Source organism: Amycolatopsis melonis (assembly GCF_040064235.1).
Classification (GTDB): Bacteria; Actinomycetota; Actinomycetes; order Mycobacteriales; family Pseudonocardiaceae; genus Amycolatopsis; species Amycolatopsis melonis.
This window is the reverse complement of record NZ_JBDZYD010000004.1, coordinates 376,854-394,395: the sequence shown is the minus strand read 5'-3', so window position 1 is coordinate 394,395 and position 17,542 is coordinate 376,854. Positions and strand designations below refer to the sequence as shown.

The 17,542-nt window shown below is 74.0% G+C and carries 7 protein-coding genes; 6 read left to right on the top strand and 1 reads right to left on the bottom strand.

The genetic code is table 11. The annotated features are described in order from the left end of the window. Positions 1-65 precede the first annotated feature (65 nt). From ABJI51_RS12710 to ABJI51_RS12685, 6 genes are read left to right on the top strand one after another with little or no spacing between them, the layout of a single operon-like run. Positions 66-5,096, top strand: coding sequence for an amino acid adenylation domain-containing protein (locus ABJI51_RS12710; RefSeq protein WP_348950378.1), 5,031 nt, complete (start codon positions 66-68; stop codon positions 5,094-5,096). Next, complete coding sequence (locus tag ABJI51_RS12705) at positions 5,093-11,932, top strand: non-ribosomal peptide synthetase/MFS transporter (RefSeq protein WP_348950376.1); 6,840 nt, start codon at positions 5,093-5,095, stop codon at positions 11,930-11,932. Before ABJI51_RS12710 ends, ABJI51_RS12705 begins: the two co-directional genes overlap by 4 nt. Continuing rightward, positions 11,929-12,873, top strand: a complete 945-nt coding sequence (locus ABJI51_RS12700; protein WP_348950375.1) for a threonine ammonia-lyase — start codon at positions 11,929-11,931, stop codon at positions 12,871-12,873. Before ABJI51_RS12705 ends, ABJI51_RS12700 begins: the two co-directional genes overlap by 4 nt. Further along, positions 12,860-13,840 (top strand): 2,3-diaminopropionate biosynthesis protein SbnA, encoded by a 981-nt coding sequence (gene sbnA / locus ABJI51_RS12695; RefSeq protein ID WP_348950373.1) that lies wholly within the window; start codon positions 12,860-12,862, stop codon positions 13,838-13,840. The genes ABJI51_RS12700 and sbnA overlap by 14 nt, the downstream gene beginning before the upstream one ends. A gap of 8 nt (positions 13,841-13,848) precedes the next feature. Continuing rightward, a complete protein-coding gene (locus ABJI51_RS12690) occupies positions 13,849-14,772 on the top strand; it encodes an ornithine carbamoyltransferase (RefSeq protein ID WP_348950371.1) in 924 nt (307 codons plus the stop codon). Next, complete coding sequence (locus tag ABJI51_RS12685; RefSeq protein ID WP_348950369.1) at positions 14,769-15,797, top strand: ornithine cyclodeaminase; 1,029 nt, start codon at positions 14,769-14,771, stop codon at positions 15,795-15,797. The genes ABJI51_RS12690 and ABJI51_RS12685 overlap by 4 nt, the downstream gene beginning before the upstream one ends. A gap of 1 nt (position 15,798) precedes the next feature. Here ABJI51_RS12685 and tuf read toward each other — a convergent pair whose 3' ends face one another. Continuing rightward, positions 15,799-16,989 carry an elongation factor Tu gene (tuf, locus tag ABJI51_RS12680; RefSeq protein WP_348950367.1) on the bottom strand — a complete coding sequence of 397 codons (1,191 nt, stop codon included), beginning with the start codon at positions 16,987-16,989 and terminating at the stop codon, positions 15,799-15,801. Between the last annotated feature and the right edge of the window lie 553 nt (positions 16,990-17,542).

The following is a 17,542-nucleotide window of genomic DNA, read 5'->3' as shown; positions in this document are numbered from 1 at the left end:
GGCACCCCAGTTCAATCGGCGCCAGGTCCGGACCGGACCTACTGGGGCAAGAGGAGTTCGGCGCGGTGCGGGCAGATCTGGGTGTGGTCGACCGGGTACACGAAGCGTTCGAGGCGCAGGCGAAACGGACACCGCACCGCTGTGCGCTCGTCGCCGGCGAGCGGCGGCTGAGTTACCGGGAACTGGACGAGGCCGCCAACGCGGTCGCGAACGCGCTTCTCGCGCACGGCATGTTGCCCGGCGAACTGGTGGGCGTGCGCCTGCGCCGCGGGCCGTGGCTCGTGCCGGTGCTGCTCGGCGTGCTGAAGGCGGGTTGCGCGTACGTGCCGCTCGATCCGGCCGCGCCGCCCGCGTCGGTCGCCGCGATCGTGGACGACGCGGGCCTGCGGCTGGTCGTCGCCGACGAGCCGGGCGTCGACGTCCTGGCCGTCGCGGACATCGACGAGACGAAGACGTCCTCCCCCGGCGTCCCGGGCGCCGGCACCGATCTCGCCTACGTGATCTACACGTCCGGCTCGACCGGCCGCCCCAAGGGCGTCGAGGTGGAACACCGCAACGTGCTCGCGCTGCTGCGCTGGGCGGCGGCGACCTACTCCGACGACGAGCTGCGGGGCGTGCTCGGTGCCGCGTCCGTCTGTTTCGACGCCTCGGTCGCGGAGATCTTCCCGCCGCTGGTCACCGGCGGCAGCCTCGTCCTCGCGGACAACCTGCTGGCCCTGCCCGGACTGGCCGCGCGCGACGAGGTCACGTTCGTGCAGGGCGTGCCGTCCGTGCTCGCCGTGCTGGTCCGGACGCCGCTGCCGCCTTCGGTGCGGACCGTCGCGATCGCGGGCGAGGCACTGACCCGGTCGCTGGTCGAGCGCGTCTACCGCAACGAGGGCGTGCGCCGCGTCGTCAACTGCTACGGCCCCACCGAGGCCACGGTGAACTGCTCCTGCATCGAGGTCGGCCGCGACGACCGGGGTGACCCGCCGATCGGGCTTCCGTTGCCCGGCGCGGCGTTCTCCGTGCGCGACGAGCGCGGCCACCCGGTCGCCGACGGCGACGCCGGGGAGCTGTGGGTCAGCGGCACCTTCGTGACCAGGGGATACCTGGGACAGCCGGAGCTGACCGCACGGAAGTACGTCGTCGACGACGGCGTCCGGTACTACCGCACCGGGGACGTCGTCCGCCGCCGCGACGGCGTCTACCACTTCGTCGGCCGCGCGGACGACCAGGTCAAGGTGCGCGGGTTCCGCGTCGAACCCGGGCAGGTGCAGGCCGAGCTGCTCGCCCACCCCGGCGTCGGCAACGCCGTCGTGCTCGCCCCGGCCGACGAGACCGGCGAGCGCCGTCTCGTCGGGTTCGTCGATTCGGTGGGCGGCACGCTGACCGAAGCGGCCTTGCGCGAGTGGCTGCGGGCGCGGCTGCCGGGGCACCTGGTCCCGTCCCGGATCGCCGTGCTCGACACGATTCCCCTGGGCAGCACCGGAAAGGCGGACCGGGCCGCGCTCGCGGCGTGGGTCTTCGACCGGGACTCCGCCACCGGGTTCGTCGCGCCGCGCACGGATTCCGAACGCATGGTCGCCGACGTCGTCGCGGACGCGTTCGGGCTGCCGGAGATCGGGGTGCACGACCGGTTCGCCGATTCCGGCGGGCATTCGCTCGCCGCGGCGCGGGCCGTCGCGCGGCTGCGCGAAACCACCCGGCGCGTCCTGACGCTGGAGGACTTCCTCGCCGACGGCACGGTCGAGGCCGTCGCCGCGCGGCTGGACGCGGCCGCGGCCGCCGGACCGGCCGTCGTCACCACACCCGAGCCCGGCCGCGTCGCCGCTCCCCTGACCCACACCCAGCGCGACCTGTGGACGCTCGCCCAGCTCGGCTCGACCGGCACGGCGACGACGGCCGCGTGGCGGTTGCGGTGCCACGGCCCGGTTTCCCGGGACGCGCTGCAGGCCGCGGCGGACGCCCTGGTGGTCCGGCACGAGGCCTTACGCGGCACGGTCCGCGACCACGACGGCGAGCCGATGATGGTCACCGTGGCCCCGGCGCCGGTGCCGGTGGAGGTGCACGACCTGCGCGGCGAGGGCCGTGAACGGGCCGGCGAACTGGCCGAGGCCGCAGCCGGGCACGCCTTCGACCTGACCTCGGAGACGCCGCTGCTGCGCATCACCGCGCTGCGCCTGGCCGACGACGTCACCGATCTGGTCGTCGTGTCCGACCACATTGCCACCGACGGCGCTTCGATCGGCGTGCTCATGGCCGACCTCGCGGCGAGTCTGGGCGCGGCGGAGGACCTGCCCGAGCCCGGGATGCCCGTCGGGGAGATCGCGCTGCGCGAACGGGCCCTCGCCGGCGCGCACCGGGCGGAGTGGGCGCGGTTCTGGGCCCGCGAGCTGGCCGGGGCGACCCCGCCGGACAGCCTGTTCGACCGCGGTGACCAGCGGTTCGCCGGGGAACGGATCACCCGCCCGCTGCCGGAATCCCTGCGGTCGGCGGTGCGGGCGCTGGCCGAGTCCACCGGCGTGACGCCGTTCGCGATCCACCTCTCGGCGCTCGGTGTCCTCGTCGGCGCGCTGACCGGCAGCACGGACGTCCTGCTCGGGACGGCGGCGGCCCAGCGCGACCGGCCCGAGGTCGAACGCACCGTCGGGCCGCTGGTCGACGTACTGCCGGTCCGCCTGCGGCTGGGGGACGGCTCGTTCCGTGACCTGCTGCGCGCGGCGATGACGACGACCGCGCGGGCCCTCGACCACCGCGGCCTGCCCAGCGGTGAGCTGACGACGCTGTGGGGTGGCGACCGTCCCGCCGGGATGCCGCTGACGCCGGTGTCGCTCGCGGTCCAGCCGTCCGGCCTCCCGGTGTCCGCGCACGGCACGGACGTCCGGGTCGACCTGCTGGGCGAGCTGCCGACCGGCGGCAGCCACGCGCCGCTGACGGTCTTCGTCAACGAACACGTCGGGGGTGCCGAGCTGATCGTCGAGCACGACCCGGCACTGCTGTCCCCGGCGCGGGCGCGGTGGTTCGCCGAATCGCTGCTGCACGTCCTGCACACGGCGGTGTCCACTCCGGACGTTCCTTTGTCTACTCTGGACCTCACGACCGCCGGGCAGCGTGCCCTGCTGACGGAGTGGGGCACCGGCGCGGCCCTGCCGGAGTCCGATGTCGTCAGCGTGCCGGACGCCGTGCTGCGCCAAGCCGGACGGAACCCGGACGCGATCACAGTGTCCACAACGGACGGACATCTGACCTACGCCGATCTGGTGGCGTGCGCCGACCGTGTCGCCCGCCTGCTGATCGCCACTGGGGTGCAGCCGGGCGACGCGGTCGGCGTCTGCCTGCCCCGCGACGAGGTGCTTCCGGCGCTGCTGTTCGCCGTGTGGCGGGCGGGCGCCGGGTACCTGCCGCTCGATCCGGACCAGCCGGTGCAGCGACTGGCCGGGATCGCCGCCGACGCAGACATCCGGGTCCTCCTGACCCGGGGTGGCGCCCGCGAGGTCGCCGCGGCCATTCCGGGGCTGATCGTGGTCGATGCCGACGCCGACGCGGGCACCGAGCCGGTCGATCTCGTGGTCCCGGGCGGCGACGCGCTCGCGTACGTGCTGTACACGTCGGGGTCGACCGGACGGCCGAAGGGCGTCGAGGTCACGCACGCCAACCTGCATGCGTTCGTCCGCTCGCGCGGGCTGTCCCACGGCCTGGCCCGCGACGACGCGATGGCGGCGATCGCGCCGCTCGCCTTCGACGTGTCCGTCGAGGAACTCTGGTGGCCGCTGGCGACCGGAGCGCGCTGCGTCGTCGCCGATCGCGACCACGCCGTCGACGGCCACCGGCTCGCGCAGTGGCTCGCCGGCACCGGCGTCACCGTCGCCGACCTGACCCCGACCAGCCTGCGGATGCTGCTCGCTGCCGGCTGGACCGGCAATCCCGCGCTGCGCCTGCTGCTCGGCGGCGAGGTCCTGGAACCCGGACTGGCCGCCCGGGCCCTGCCCCTGGTCGGCGAGCTGTGGAACGGCTACGGCCCCACTGAGACCACGGTCGCCGCGACCGCGTACCGGATCACCGGCCCCGGACGCGTCCCGATCGGCGGGCCGATCCCCGGCGCCCGGCTTGCCGTCCGCGACGCCGCGGGACGGCTCGCCCCGCCCGGCGCGATCGGGGAACTGTGGATCGGCGGGACCGGGGTCGCCCGCGGCTACCGTGGACGGCCGGAGCTGACTGCCGCGGCGTTCGGCGAAACCGGGTATCGCACCGGCGATCTCGTCCGATGGCGGCCGGACGGCACGTGCGAGTTCCTCGGCCGCACCGACGACCAGGTCAAGGTGCGCGGCAACCGGTTCGAGCTCGGCGAGGTCGAGTCGGTCCTGCGTGGACTGTCCGGAGTGGACGACGCGGCGGTGACGGTCGTCGCGGACGGCGCCGACCCGCACCTGGCCGGTCACCTCACGCCCGCGACCGCCGACCCGGCGGCCGTCGAGCGCGAGCTGCGGCACCTGCTGCCCGGGTACATGGTGCCGAGCCGCTGGCAGACCCTCGACGCGCTTCCCCTGCTGCCCAACGGAAAGGTCGACCGACGCGCCCTCCGCCCGGTCCCGCCTGCCGTCCCGGCCCCGGCGGCCCCGCTGTCCCCGGCCGAGGCGATGGTCGCGGACGTGTGGCACTCCTGCCTGGAGGTCACCGGGATCGGGCCGGACAGCGACTTCTTCGCCCTCGGCGGCCGGTCCCTCGCCGCGACCCGGGTCGTCGGCCTGCTCCACGACCGCTTCGGCACCCGGATCACCGTGCGCACCCTGTTCGACCACCCGGTGCTGGCCGACTTCACCGCCCAGCTCGGGAACTTGCCGGTCCCGCCCGAGGGCGCCATCGAAGAACTAGTCGCGGTCGTCTGGGCGGAGGTGCTCGGCCGGGCCCGGGTCGGTGCGCTGGACGACTTCACTGCCCTCGGCGGCACGCCCGCCCACGCGGCCGAGGTCGCCGATCGCCTCGGTGAGGCGCTGGGGTTCCCGATCCCGGTGCGCGCCCTGCTCGACCACCCGGTGCTGCGCGAGTTCGCCGCAAGCCTGGACCACCTCGCCATGACGGCCCTCGACGCCGTCCCGACCGGAGGCACCGCATGACCGAGTCGGTCCTCACCCCCGCCGAGCGCGTGCGGGCCCTGCTCGAAAGCCGCGCCGCGGCGGCACTGCGTGCCCCGGCCCGCAAGCCGGAGCGGGACGCGCCGCTGTCCTCGGCCCAGGCCCGGCTGTGGTTCCTGGCCCGCTTCGATCCGGCCGGGCATGCCTACAACATCCCCGTCGCGTTGGAGCTGACCGGACCGGCGGACGCCACGGCCCTGCAGGCGGCGGTCCGGGACGTCGCGGACCGCCACGTCGTCCTGCGCAGCGTCTACCGCGAGGTCGGCGGCGAGCCGAAAGCCTGCCCCCGTCCCGCCTCCGACGTCCCGGTGTCCTTTGTGGACCTGGCCGAGTCCGATCTGGACGATGCGCTCACCGCCGAGGCGGAGCGCCCGTTCGCCCTGGCCGACGAGCCGCCGATGCGGGCGGTGCTGTTCCGGCTCGGCGGCGACCGGCACGTGCTGGCGCTGACCTTCCACCACATCGCCATGGACGCCCCGTCGGTCGACGTGGTCCTCGACGACCTCGCCGCCTGCTACGCCGCCCGGCTGGGGACACGGCCCGCGCCCGAACCCCCGGCCCTGCAGTACGCCGATGTCGCGGCCCGGCACCAGGACCCCGGCGACCTCGACTGGTGGTGCGAGCGGCTCGCGGGTCTCCCGCCCGTGCTGGAGCTTCCCACCGACCGGCCCCGGCCGGTGGTCGCCGGCGAGGACGGCGACGAGGTCCCGGTCGAGGTGCCGCCCGCGCTCACCGCGCGGCTGGCGCAGGTCGAGGGCTGCACGCCGTTCATGGTGCTGCTCGCCTGCTGGCAGGCCCTGCTCGGCTGGCTCGCGGACACCGGCGACGTCGCGGTGGGCGTGCCGGAGTCCGGCCGCCGTGGCCCGGCCGAAGACCGCGTCGTCGGCTGCTTCGTCAACACCCTGGTGCTGCGCACGGACCTGTCCGGCGTGACCACGGGACGCACGCTCCTGGCCGCCGCGCGCGACACGGTGCTCGACGCGTTCGCGCACGCGGGCGTGCCGTTCGAACGCATCGTGGAACGGGTCGCGCCGAAGCGGAGCCTCGACGCCTCGCCGGTGTTCCAGGTGCTGCTCAACGTCCTCGACGACCCGCCCGGCGACCCCGGCCTGCCCGGTTTGGACGCGCGCCTGAGGCCGGCGCCGGTGCGCAGCGTCAAGTTCGACCTCAGCCTCGCACTGTCTCGGGTGGACGGTGGCTACCGCGGCGGCCTCGCGTACCGCACCGATCTCTTCGACCGCGGCACAGCCGAACGGATCGTCCGCTGGTTCGTGTCGCTGGTGGACGGTGTCACCGCCGACCTCGACCGTCCCGTCTCCGAGATCCCGCTCGAAGCGGTGACCGGACCGGTGCTCGCCGGCCCGGAACCGGAGCGGACCGGCCTGGTCCCGGTGCCGGTCCTCATCGAGCGGACCGTCGACCGCTGCCCGGACGCCGTCGCCGTCGTCGGCGCGACCGGCAGCCTCACCTACCGGCAGCTGGACGAGCGCGCCAACCGGCTCGCGCACCGGCTGCGTGCCCTCGGCGTCCGCGCCAACGAGCCGGTCGGGATGCTGCTGGAGCAGGGCACCGAGGTCGCCGTCGCGGTGCTCGGCATCATGAAGGCGGGCGGGGCGTACCTGCCGATGGACACGACCTATCCGCCGTCGCGGGTGGCCGCCATCCTCGGCACGGCGAAGGCGCGCATCCTCCTGGCCGAGCCCGGCCTGGCGGTGGCGGCACCCGGCGTCACCGTCCTCACGGTCGACGACGCCGTCGCCGGGCAGCCGGCCACCCGCCCGGACGTCGCGATCGCCGGGCACGACCTCATCCACGTCATCTTCACCTCCGGCTCGACCGGCACCCCCAAGGGCGTCGCGGTCGAGCACCGCAACGTCGCCCACTACCTGGCGGGCATGCTGCCCCGGCTCGGCGACGTCGCCGGCGCCTCGTTCGCCGTCGTCTCCACTCCGGCCGCCGACTTCGGCCTGACCTGCGTCTACGGCGCCCTGACCACCGGCGGGACGGTGCACCTGGTCGAGCGGGACACCGCGATGTTCCCCGAGGCCTTCGCCGCCTACCTCGCCGAGCACCCGGTCGACGTCCTCAAGTGCGTGCCGAGTCATCTGGAACTCCTGGCGCGGCACGGCGATCTCGCGGCCGTGCTCCCCCGGCGGCTGCTCGTCCTCGCGGGGGAGGCGTGCCCGTGGCCGCTCGTCGAGCGCGTCGAGGCGGCCCGCCCGGACCTGCGGGTGCAGAGTCACTACGGGCACACCGAAAGCACGATGATCTCCCTGACCTGCGACGTGGCCGCCATCCCCGGCCACGAGCGAACCGGGTACGTCCCGCTCGGCACGCCGCTGCCCGGTGTGGTCGGCTACCTCGTCGACCGCACCGGCGCGGTCGTGCCGGCGGGCATGCCCGGTGAGCTGATGATCGGCGGGCCGCAGATCACCCGCGGCTACCTCGGCGACGACGCGCAGACGGCGGCCCGGTTCCGGCCCGATCCCCTGGGTGAGAGTGTCCGCTGTTTCCGCAGCGGCGACCTGCTGCGCGTGCGGGCCGACGGGTCCGTGGAGTTCCGCGGCCGGGCCGACGACCAGGTGAAGGTCCGCGGCCACCGCGTCGAGCTGGGCGAGGTGACCGCGGCGCTGCGGGACGTCGACGGCGTGGCCGAGGCCGTGGTGCTCCCGGTCGGCGCCGGGCTCGACCGGCGGCTCGCCGCCTGGCTCGTCGGTCCCGGGCTCGACGTCGCCGCCGTGCGCCGCACCCTGCGCGAACGGCTGCCCGACTACATGGTGCCCGCGTCGCTGACCGTCCTGGACCGCCTGCCGCTCAACGCGAACGGCAAGATCGACCGCGCCGCCCTGCCGGACGCGGCCGCCCCGGCCCCGGCGGTCCGGCGACCGGTCGCCACCCCGGCCGAACGGCTCGTCGCCCGGATCTGGACCGACGTCCTGGGCCTGGCCGGGGTCGGCGCCGACGACGACTTCTTCGCCGTGGGCGGGCAGTCGTTCGCCGCAGTGCGCGTGGCCGGGCGGCTCAGCGAAGCCCTGCGCCGGGACGTGGCCGTGCGGACGGTGTTCGAGTACCCCGTGCTGGCGGACCTCGCCGCCGCACTGGAGTCCGGTTCGGACGGTCCGTTCGGCGGCGACCCCATCCCGGTGCGGCCCGACCCGGAAGCACCGGCGCCGCTGTCGTCGGCCCAGGCCCGCCTGTGGTTCCTGGATCTTCTCGAACCGGGCCCGGCCTACAACCGGGGCATGGTGCTGCGCCTGCGCGGCCCCCTCGACACCGGCGCGATGGCGCGGGCGGTCCGTGACGTCGCGGCGCGGCACGTCGTCCTGCGCAGCGTGATCGAGGAACGCGACGGCACTCCGGTGGCCGTGCCCGTTCCCGCCGAGCGCATCACGATGTCTATTGAGGACACCGACGACGTCGAGGCGTCCTGGCGGTCCGAAGTGGAGCTTCCGTTCGCGCTCGACCGCGAGCCGCCGTTGCGGGCCAAGCTGTTCCGCGTCGCCGCCGACGACCACGTCCTGGCGATCACCGTCCACCACATCGCCACCGACAACTGGTCGAGGGGCGTCCTCGGCGCCGACCTGGCCGCCGCCTACGCCGGGCGGACGCCCGCCGCGGTCCCCGTCCAGTACGCCGATTACGCCGCCTGGCTGGCCACGCGGCAGCGGCCGGAGGACCTCGACTGGTGGTGCGAGCGCCTGGCCGGGCTGCCCCCGCTGCTGAACCTTCCCACAGATCGCCCCCGGCCCCCGGTGGCGGGCTGGTCCGGTGGCCACGTCCGGTACACGCTCCCGGCCGGGCTGACCGCGGCGGTCCGGCGGGTCGCCGGGGAAACCGGGGTCACCCCGTTCATGGTGCTGCTCGCCGGATGGCAGGTGCTGCTCGGGCGGCTCGCGGGCACCGCCGACGTCGCCGTCGGCGTCCCCGAATCGGGCCGTCACCATCCGGACGTCGAAGCGACCGTCGGCTGTTTCGTCAACACTCTCGTGCTGCGCACCGACCTCGGCGGCGGCCCGACCGTGCGGGACCTGCTCGCCCGGGTCCGGGAGACCGTGCTGGGCGCGTTCGCCCACGCCGAGACGCCGCTGGAAGCCATCATCGAGCGGCTGCGGCCGGACCGCACGATGGCCGCGACACCACTGTTCCAGGTGCTGCTCAACGTCCTGGACGAGCCCGCGCCCGACCCGGCGATCCCCGGGCTCGACGTCACGACGCTGAGCGCCACGGCCGAACGCGTGAAATTCGACCTCAGCATGGCGCTGGTCAACGACGGCGACACCTATCTCGGCGAACTCGCCTACCGGACCGACCTGTTCGATCAGAGCACCGCCGAACGCATCGTGGCCGACTTCCAGTGTCTGCTCGAAGAGCTGTTGTCCGATGTGGACGCCACGGTGAGCGTCACCGAGAGTCCACAAGAGACCGTCCCGTCCGTGGCAAAGAAGAGCGGCGGCGATCCGGCCACGCCGACCGAACAGCGGATCGCGCAGGTGTGGGCGGACGTCCTCGACGTCCCGCGCGTCGGCGTGGACGACGACTTCTTCGCCCTCGGCGGGCATTCGTTCACCGCGGTCCGCGCGGTGCGGCTGCTCGACGAGCGGCTGCGTGTCATCGACCTGTTCCTGCACCCGACCGTGCGCGAGCTGGCCGCCTACCTCGACGCCGGGCAGGAGACCGGCGGCATGCTGCACCGGCTCTCCCCCGCCCGGCCCGGCACCCCGGACGTCACGCTCGTCTGCGTGCCCTACGGCGGCGCGTCGGCCGCGGTGTTCCAGCCGCTGGCGAACGAACTCGACGGCATCGACGTCCGCGCGGTCGAACTGCCCGGCCACGACGTCGCCCGCCCCGACGAGCCGTTCCGGACCGTGGACGAGATCGTGGACCTCCTCGCCGAGGAGATCGGCCGGACCGTGACCGGGCCGGTCGCGCTGTACGGGCACTGCGTCGGCTCGGCCGTGGCCACTGCGCTCGCCGCCCGGCTCGAAGCCGACGGGCGCGAGGTCGCGGGCGTGATCGTGGCCGGGAGCTTCCCCGCCGCGCGCCTGCCCGGCAGGCTGTCGGCCTGGCTGCAGCGTCGCTTCCCGCGCGAGCGCTGGGTGTCCGACCGGCTCTACCGGGACACGCTGCGCGCGGGCGGCGGCCTGCTCGACGACATGGACGAGCAGGCCAGTACCGCGATGCTGCGCGGGCTGCGGCACGACGCCGCCGAGGCCCAGTCCTGGTTCGGGCGCGAACTCGCCTCCCCGGCCCGGCTGGCGGCGCCGGTCCTGTGCGTGGTCGGGTCGAGCGACCCGGCGACCGAGCTGTACCCGGAGCGGTATCGCGAGTGGGGTGCGTTCGCCGAGCGTGTCGAACTGGCCGTGATTCCCCAGGCGGGGCACTACTTCCTGCGGCACCAGGCGGCCGAGGTCGCCGCGGTGCTCCGGACCCGGCTCGCCCGCTGGGCCGCCGGAGACCTCCCGCCCCGGGTTGCCGACGTCCCGGTCGCGGCGAAGCGCGGGTTGCGGGCCTTCTACACCGTGGCGGGCGGCCAGGCCGTCTCCATGATCGGCAACGAGCTGAGTTCGTTCGCCCTCGGCGTCTGGGCCTACCAGCGCAGCGGGCGGATCATCGACCTCGCCCTGGTCGTCCTGCTCGCGCGGGTGCCGAGCATGCTGCTGACCCCGGTCGGCGGCGCGCTCGCCGACCGCGTCGACCGCCGCCGGATCATGCTGGCCTGCGACTTCGCCAGTGGAGCCGCGATGGCCGCGCTCGCCGTGCTCATCGCACTCGGCCGCCTGGACCTGGTGAGCGTCTGCCTGATCGTCGGGGTCACGTCGATCGCGTCGGCGTTCCAGCGGCCCGCCTACCTGGCCGCGATCGCCCAGCTGGTCCCGAAACCGTACCTGCCGCAGGCCAACGCGCTCGCCGACATCGGCGCCGGGCTCGGCACCGTCCTCGGGCCGATCCTCGGCGGGCTGCTCATGGGCCTGTCCGGCCTGACGTCGGTCGTCGTGGTCGACGTCGCCACGTTCGTCGTGGGCGTCGCCACGCTGATGGCGGTGCGGTTCCCGGACCGGCTGTTCTTCAAGCAGCGGGAACCGTTCCGGAAGGCACTCACCGGCGGTCTGTCCTTTGTGGTGCGTCGCAAGCCGCTGCTGGCGATGATCGGCTACTTCGCCGTCGTCAACTACTTCACCGCGCTGATGTGGGTGGTGCTCACCCCGCTGGTCCTGTCCGTCGGCACCCCCGGCGAGCTGGGTCTGGTCAGTGCCGCCGGCGGCGTCGGGGCCGCGGCCGGCGCGGTGGTCGTGATCGGCTGGGGCGGCACGAAACGCCGGGCCACCGGCATGATCGCCTTCGTCATCGGGTCCGGGATCGGCGTGCTGCTGATGGGCGCGTGGCCGTCGGCGGTCGTCATCGGCGCCGGCCTGTTCGTCCGGCTGGCCTGCATGAGCATCGGCAACGCGCACTGGCTGTCGATCGTGCAGACGAAGGTCGGCCAGCACCTGCAGGGCCGGGTACTGGCGATCAACGTCATGCTGGCGACGGCGATGTCCCCGCTCGGTTTCCTCACGGCGGGCGCGTTGTCGGACTGGCTGGGTCCGCTGGTGCGCGGCGTCCCGGCGCTGGACCCGGTGACGGCCAACGACACGCACGCGGGAGTGGCCGCGCTGATGGTGGTCTCCGGGATCGTGCTCGTCGTCTGGGGCGTGCTCGGCCTGCGGTACCGGCGGCTGCGCCGGATCGAGGACCTGCTGCCGGACGCGGCCCCGCCCGCCGAGATCGACGACGACCTCGACCGCGTCCAGGCCCAGGCCGACCGGAGCCTGGCATGAACGGGCTCGTGACCGAAGCCGACGTCGCCCGCGCGGCCGCCCTGATCGGGCCCTCCATCCGCCGGACGCCGCTGATCGGACCGGTGGACGGCCTGTGGCTCAAACCGGAGAACCGGCAGCGAACCGGGTCGTTCAAGGTCCGCGGCGCACTCAACGCCGTTGCCCGGCTCACCGGCGTGCGGCACGTCCTGGCCCAGTCGTCGGGCAACCACGGCCGGGCGGTGGCCTACGCCGCGGCCCGGTACGGCCTGCGCGCCACCGTGGTCCTGCCCGACACGGCACCGGCGCTGAAGGTGGACGCCGTGCGCGCGCTCGGTGCCGACCTCGTCGTGGTGCCGCCGTCCCGCCGGGAATCCGCGACGGCCGAGCTGCGCGCGAGCACCGGTGCCGCGGTGATCGGGTCCGCCGACTTCGCCGTGATCGCCGGCCACGCCACCGTCGGCGCGGAGATCGTCCGGGAACTCCCGGACGTCGGCACGGTGCTGGTCCCGGTCTGCAACGGCGGCCTGCTCGCCGGGGTCGCCGTCGCGGTCAAGGCCCTCTCCCCCGGCACGCGGGTCGTCGGCGTCGAGCCGGAGCTGGCCGGGGACGCGGCCGAGTCGCTGCGCCTCGGGCGGCTGGTGCGCTGGCCGGTGTCGCGGACCTACCGCACGATCGCCGACGGGCTGCGGGCGCCGGTGCTCGGCGAGCTGGCCTGGCAGCACGTCAAGGCGCTCGTCGACGACATCGTGACCGTCGACGAGGACAGCATCGCCGACGCCCAGACGTTCCTCGCCGACCGGTTCGGCGTGGTCGCCGAACCGAGTGGCGCGGTCGCCACCGCGGCGTACCGCACCGGACGCGTTCCCGGTGGGACGGCGGTCGCCGTCGTGTCCGGCGGGAACGTCGCGAGTGTCCCGAATGGACCGGAAGAGAGCAGGTTGTTCGTTGAGCACGGCTGAGATCGGCGGGGTGCTCGCCACCATCGGCGGCACGCCACTGGTCGCCCTCGACCGCGTCGCACCCGGCCTGCGGGTGTTCGCGAAGATGGAGAAGTTCAACCCGGGTGGCAGCGTCAAGGACCGGACCGCCCTGCACATGCTGCAGGGCGATCTCCGGGCCGGGGTGCTGGTGCCGGGCCGCTCGGTGGTCGTCGAGTCCACTTCGGGCAACCTCGGCATCGGGCTGGCCCAGATGTGCGCCTACTTCGGGCTCGACCTCGTCTGCGTCGTCGACACCCGGACCACCGCGCAGACCGTCGCGCTGCTGCGGGCCTACGGCGCGACCGTCGAGGTCGTCACCGAACCCGCGGGCGGCGACCTGCTCGGCGCGCGGATCGCCCGGGTCCACGAGCTGCTCGCGACCCTGCCGGACGCCTACTGGCCCAACCAGTACGCGAACCCGCTCAACGCGGCGGCCCACGAGCAGACCATGCACGAGATCGCCGCGGAACTCGACGCCGACTACCTGTTCTGCTCGGTCAGCACCGGCGGCACGATGCGCGGCTGCGCCGACTACATCCGGCGGCACGGCCTGGCGACGAAGCTCGTCGCGGTGGACGCCGCGGGCAGCGCCATCTTCCACGTGCCCACCGAAGGCCGCCTGATCCCCGGACACGGCGCCGGGCGGCGGCCGCCGCTGGTCGACACCTCGGCCGTCAGCGAGGTCGTGCACGTGACGGACCTCGAATGCGTGCGCGCCTGCCGGACACTCGTGGCGCGCGAGGCGATCCTGGCCGGCGGCTCGTCGGGCGCGACCGTGGCCGCGCTGGCGAAGATCCGCGACCGGATCCCGGCCGGGTCGCGGTGCGTGCTCGTCTTCCCCGACGACGGCAACCGTTACCTCGACACCATCTACTCCGATTCCTGGGTCCGCGAGCACTTCGGCGAGGTGCCCTCCGGTGCCCGCCCGCTCGCCACCATCCACTGAGGAGCCCCATGACCGTCCGCCACCTCATCTCCCTGGACGACCTGACCGACGACGACCTGCGTGCCGTCGTCGCCAGGGCCGTGCGGCTGGCCACGGGGCCGGTCCCGCCGTCGCTGCGCGGCGACGTCGTCGGCATCTACTTCCGCAAGACCTCGACCCGCACGCGCACCGCGTTCTCCTCCGGCGCCCTGCGGCTCGGCGCGCAGATCGTCGCCTACGGCCCCGGCGACCTGCAGACGAACACCGGCGAGTCCATTGAGGACACCGGCCGCGTGCTGGCGTCGATGCTCGACGTGCTGGTGGCGCGGACCGCGGCCGACCCGGCGGAGCTGCGGGCCATCGCCGCGCAGGACCGGATGGCCGTGGTCAACGCCATGAGCGAGGACGAGCACCCGACGCAGGCACTGGCCGACCTGGCGACCGTCGTCCAGCGGTTCGGGAAGGTCGACGGGCTGCGGATGCTCTACCTCGGCGAGGGCAACAACTCGGCGGCGGCGCTGGCACTGGCGCTGACCCGGTTCCCGGGCACCGAGCTGCACCTGCGCACCCCGCCGGGCTACGGCCTCACCGCGGACGTCCTGGCGAGGGCGAGCGCGCACGCCGCCCGCTGCGGATCGTCCATTGTGGAGCGGCATGACGCCGACGACCTGCCGGAGGCCGACGTCGTCTACACGACCCGCTGGGAGACGACGGGCACGACCAAGCCCGACCCGGACTGGCGCAAGGTGTTCGCGCCGTTCCAGGTGACCACGGACGTCTGGCGGAGCAGTCCCCGCGCGGTGTTCATGCACGACCTGCCCGCGCACCGCGGCGAGGAGGTCACCGCCGAGGTCCTCGACGGCCCGCACAGCATTGCCTTCGCCCAGGCGGAAAACAAGCTGTACAGCGCGATGGCGGCCCTGGAGTGGTGCCGCGGCAAGGAGCTTTCGTGAACTGGTTCGACCAGGCGGAAACCGGGCTCGCCGGCGCAGGCGAGGTGACCGTGCTGTCCCGGCCCGACGTCCGGCGGTGCCTCGCCGGGATCGACCCGGTCGAGGTCGTCCGCGCGACGCTGGCCGCGCACGACCGCGGCGAGAGCCTCCTGCCCGCGGAGGCCTACTTGCGGTGGGAGAACTCCCAGGGCGCCTACACCCGCTCGATCGGCATGCCGGGCGCGGTGGGCGGGGTGCCCGGTATGAAGATCATCAACGCGAGCGTGTCCAACCCGGCGGCCGGGCTGGACCGCGCGAGCGGGATCGGGCTGTGCTTCGACCCGGAAACCGCGCGCATCACGACGATCCTGGAGGCCGGGCTGCTCAGCGCGGTCCGCACGGCGGCCGTCAGCGCCGTCGGGATCGAAGCCGCCGGGTACGGCGAAGCGACGTCTATGTCCATTGTGGGCTGTGGGGCGCAGGGCCGGATGCACGCGGCCCTGCTCGCGCGGCGGCTGCCCGGCCTGCGAAGCGTGGCGCTGTACGACCGGACACCGGAGGTGGCGCACCGCCTGGCCGCCTCGCTCGATCTCGAGGTGACCGTGCACGACGATGCCCGGTCCGCGGTGGCCGCGGGCGAGATCGCGGTGTTCACCACGACCGCCGACGACGGATACGTCGAGGCCGATTGGCCGCGGCCCGGCGCGCTACTGGTCAACGTCTCGCTCGGCGACCTCACCGACGAGGTGTTCCTCGGCGCGGGCGCGGTGTACGTCGACGACCTCGATCTCGTCGCCGACAACCCGCGCCGTCCCCTGGGCCGGTTGATGGGCGAGGGGGCGATCTCGCGCCCCGGCGGGGACGGCAAGGCCATCGACGCGACCCTCGGCGGGCTGCTCACCGGCCGGTACACCGCCCACGGTGTGGTGAAACCGTGGGCGGTGCTCAACCCGTTCGGCATGGGCGTGCTCGACGTCGCGCTCTACGGCGCGATCGCCGGGCAGGCCCGCCGCCTCGGTGCCGGGACGGCCGTGCGGCTGGGCTGACTCAGTCCAGCACTTCCCGCACGGTGCCCGCGGCGACGGTCAGCCGTCCCTCGCGCATCGCGAAGCCCAGCCCCGTGCTCATCGCCACCGGCTGGCCCAGCTCGACGGTCAGCTCGGCGGCCTCGCCCGGCCGGACCACGGAGACGCCGTCGGCGAGGGTCACCACCCCGACGACGTCGCTGGTGCGGAAGTGGAACTGCGGCCGGTAGTTCGCCGCGAACGGCGTCCGCCTGCCCCCCTCGGCGGTCGACAGGATGTGGACGTCCGCACGGAACCGCGTGTGCGGCCGGATGCTGCCGGGCAGGCAGACGACCTGGCCGCGCCGGACCTCGCCGCGCTTCACGCCCCGCAGCAGGATCGCGGCGTTGTCCCCGGCCTCGGCGCGCTCCATCGGCTTGCCGAAGGTCTCCAGCCCGGTGGCCACAGTGGACACCGCGGGCCCGAGCCCGACCACCTCGACCGCGTCGCCGACGGCGAGGGTGCCCTGCTCCACCGCGCCGGTCACGACGGTGCCGCGGCCGGTGATGGTCAGGACGTTCTCGATCGGCATGAGGAACGGCAGGTCCAGCCGCCGCGGCGGGATCGGCACGTGCTCGTCGACCGCCGCGAGGAGGTCGAGGATCCGTTGCGTCCACAGCGGGTCGCCCGCCAGCGCGCGCAGGCCGGACACCCGGACCACGGGCACGGCGTCGCCGTCGAACCCGTAGCGGGTGAGCAGCTCGCGGACCTCCAGCTCGACCAGGTCGAGCAGGTCCTCGTCGTCGGCGAGGTCGGCCTTGTTGAGCGCGACCACGAGGTGCTCGACCCCGATCCGCCGCGCGAGCACGACGTGCTCCCGCGTCTGCGGCATGGCGCCGTCCTGCGCCGAGACGACGAGCACCGCGCCGTCCAGCTGGGCGGCCCCGGTGATCATGTTCTTGACGTAGTCGGCGTGGCCGGGCATGTCGACGTGGGCGTAGTGCCGCGTCGGCGTCTCGTACTCGACGTGCGCGATGTTGATGGTGATCCCGCGCTCGATCTCCTCCGGCGCACGGTCGATGCGGTCGAAGGCGACGTAGCGGTTGGCGCCGCCCTGCTGCTCGGCGAGCACCTTGGTGATGGCGGCGGTGAGGGTGGTCTTGCCGTGGTCGACGTGCCCCATGGTGCCGATGTTCAGGTGCGGCTTGGTCCGCACGTACTGCTGCTTGGTCATGATTTTTCCCTGTGGCGGAAAGGAATGCGCGAAACCGGGTGGAGCGCGTCGACCCTCCCCCGGCGGTTCCGCACGCAGGACAGGGGGAATCGGGGAAGGGTCAGCTTCGAGCGCCGCCGGAGCGTGCCGACAGGGCGCTCGGCAGGGACAGGCCTGCGAGCGTCGCGCTATCGGACACGGGGAACATGACCGGAAGGGTGACACGGCCGAGGTGGCCGTGTCACCCGGTTTTCCCGGCTGCCGGCCGGGCCTGCCCTTGCGGCGAGGTCCCGCCCAGCTCCGAGGGTGAACCGACCGGGCTGCGCACCCGCAGGGTGCGTGCGGGCGGGCTGAAAGGGACTTTCGTCTCACCTGGTGCAGCGAAGGGGACTTTCCTCGCATCGGATGCCAGGAAAGCGCCTTTCAGCTCGCGCTCACCGGTCGATCCAGGTGGGAGGTTCTGAATGACTCATTCAAGACGCCCGGCCCGGTGACCGTATCTGCCGCCGGTCCGCGGTCGTGGGGGGGGGGTGGGGGGGGGGGGCCCCAGAAACCACACACCCCACCCCCGGCC

Excerpts from the sequence above, each read along its gene's own strand:
- tuf (WP_348950367.1), bottom strand. The coding sequence starts at position 16,989 with ATGACCAAGCAGCAGTACGTGCGGACCAAGCCGCACCTGAACATCGGC.
- ABJI51_RS12690 (WP_348950371.1), top strand. The coding sequence starts at position 13,849 with ATGACCGTCCGCCACCTCATCTCCCTGGACGACCTGACCGACGACGAC.
- ABJI51_RS12700 (WP_348950375.1), top strand. The coding sequence starts at position 11,929 with ATGAACGGGCTCGTGACCGAAGCCGACGTCGCCCGCGCGGCCGCCCTG.
- ABJI51_RS12705 (WP_348950376.1), top strand. The coding sequence starts at position 5,093 with ATGACCGAGTCGGTCCTCACCCCCGCCGAGCGCGTGCGGGCCCTGCTC.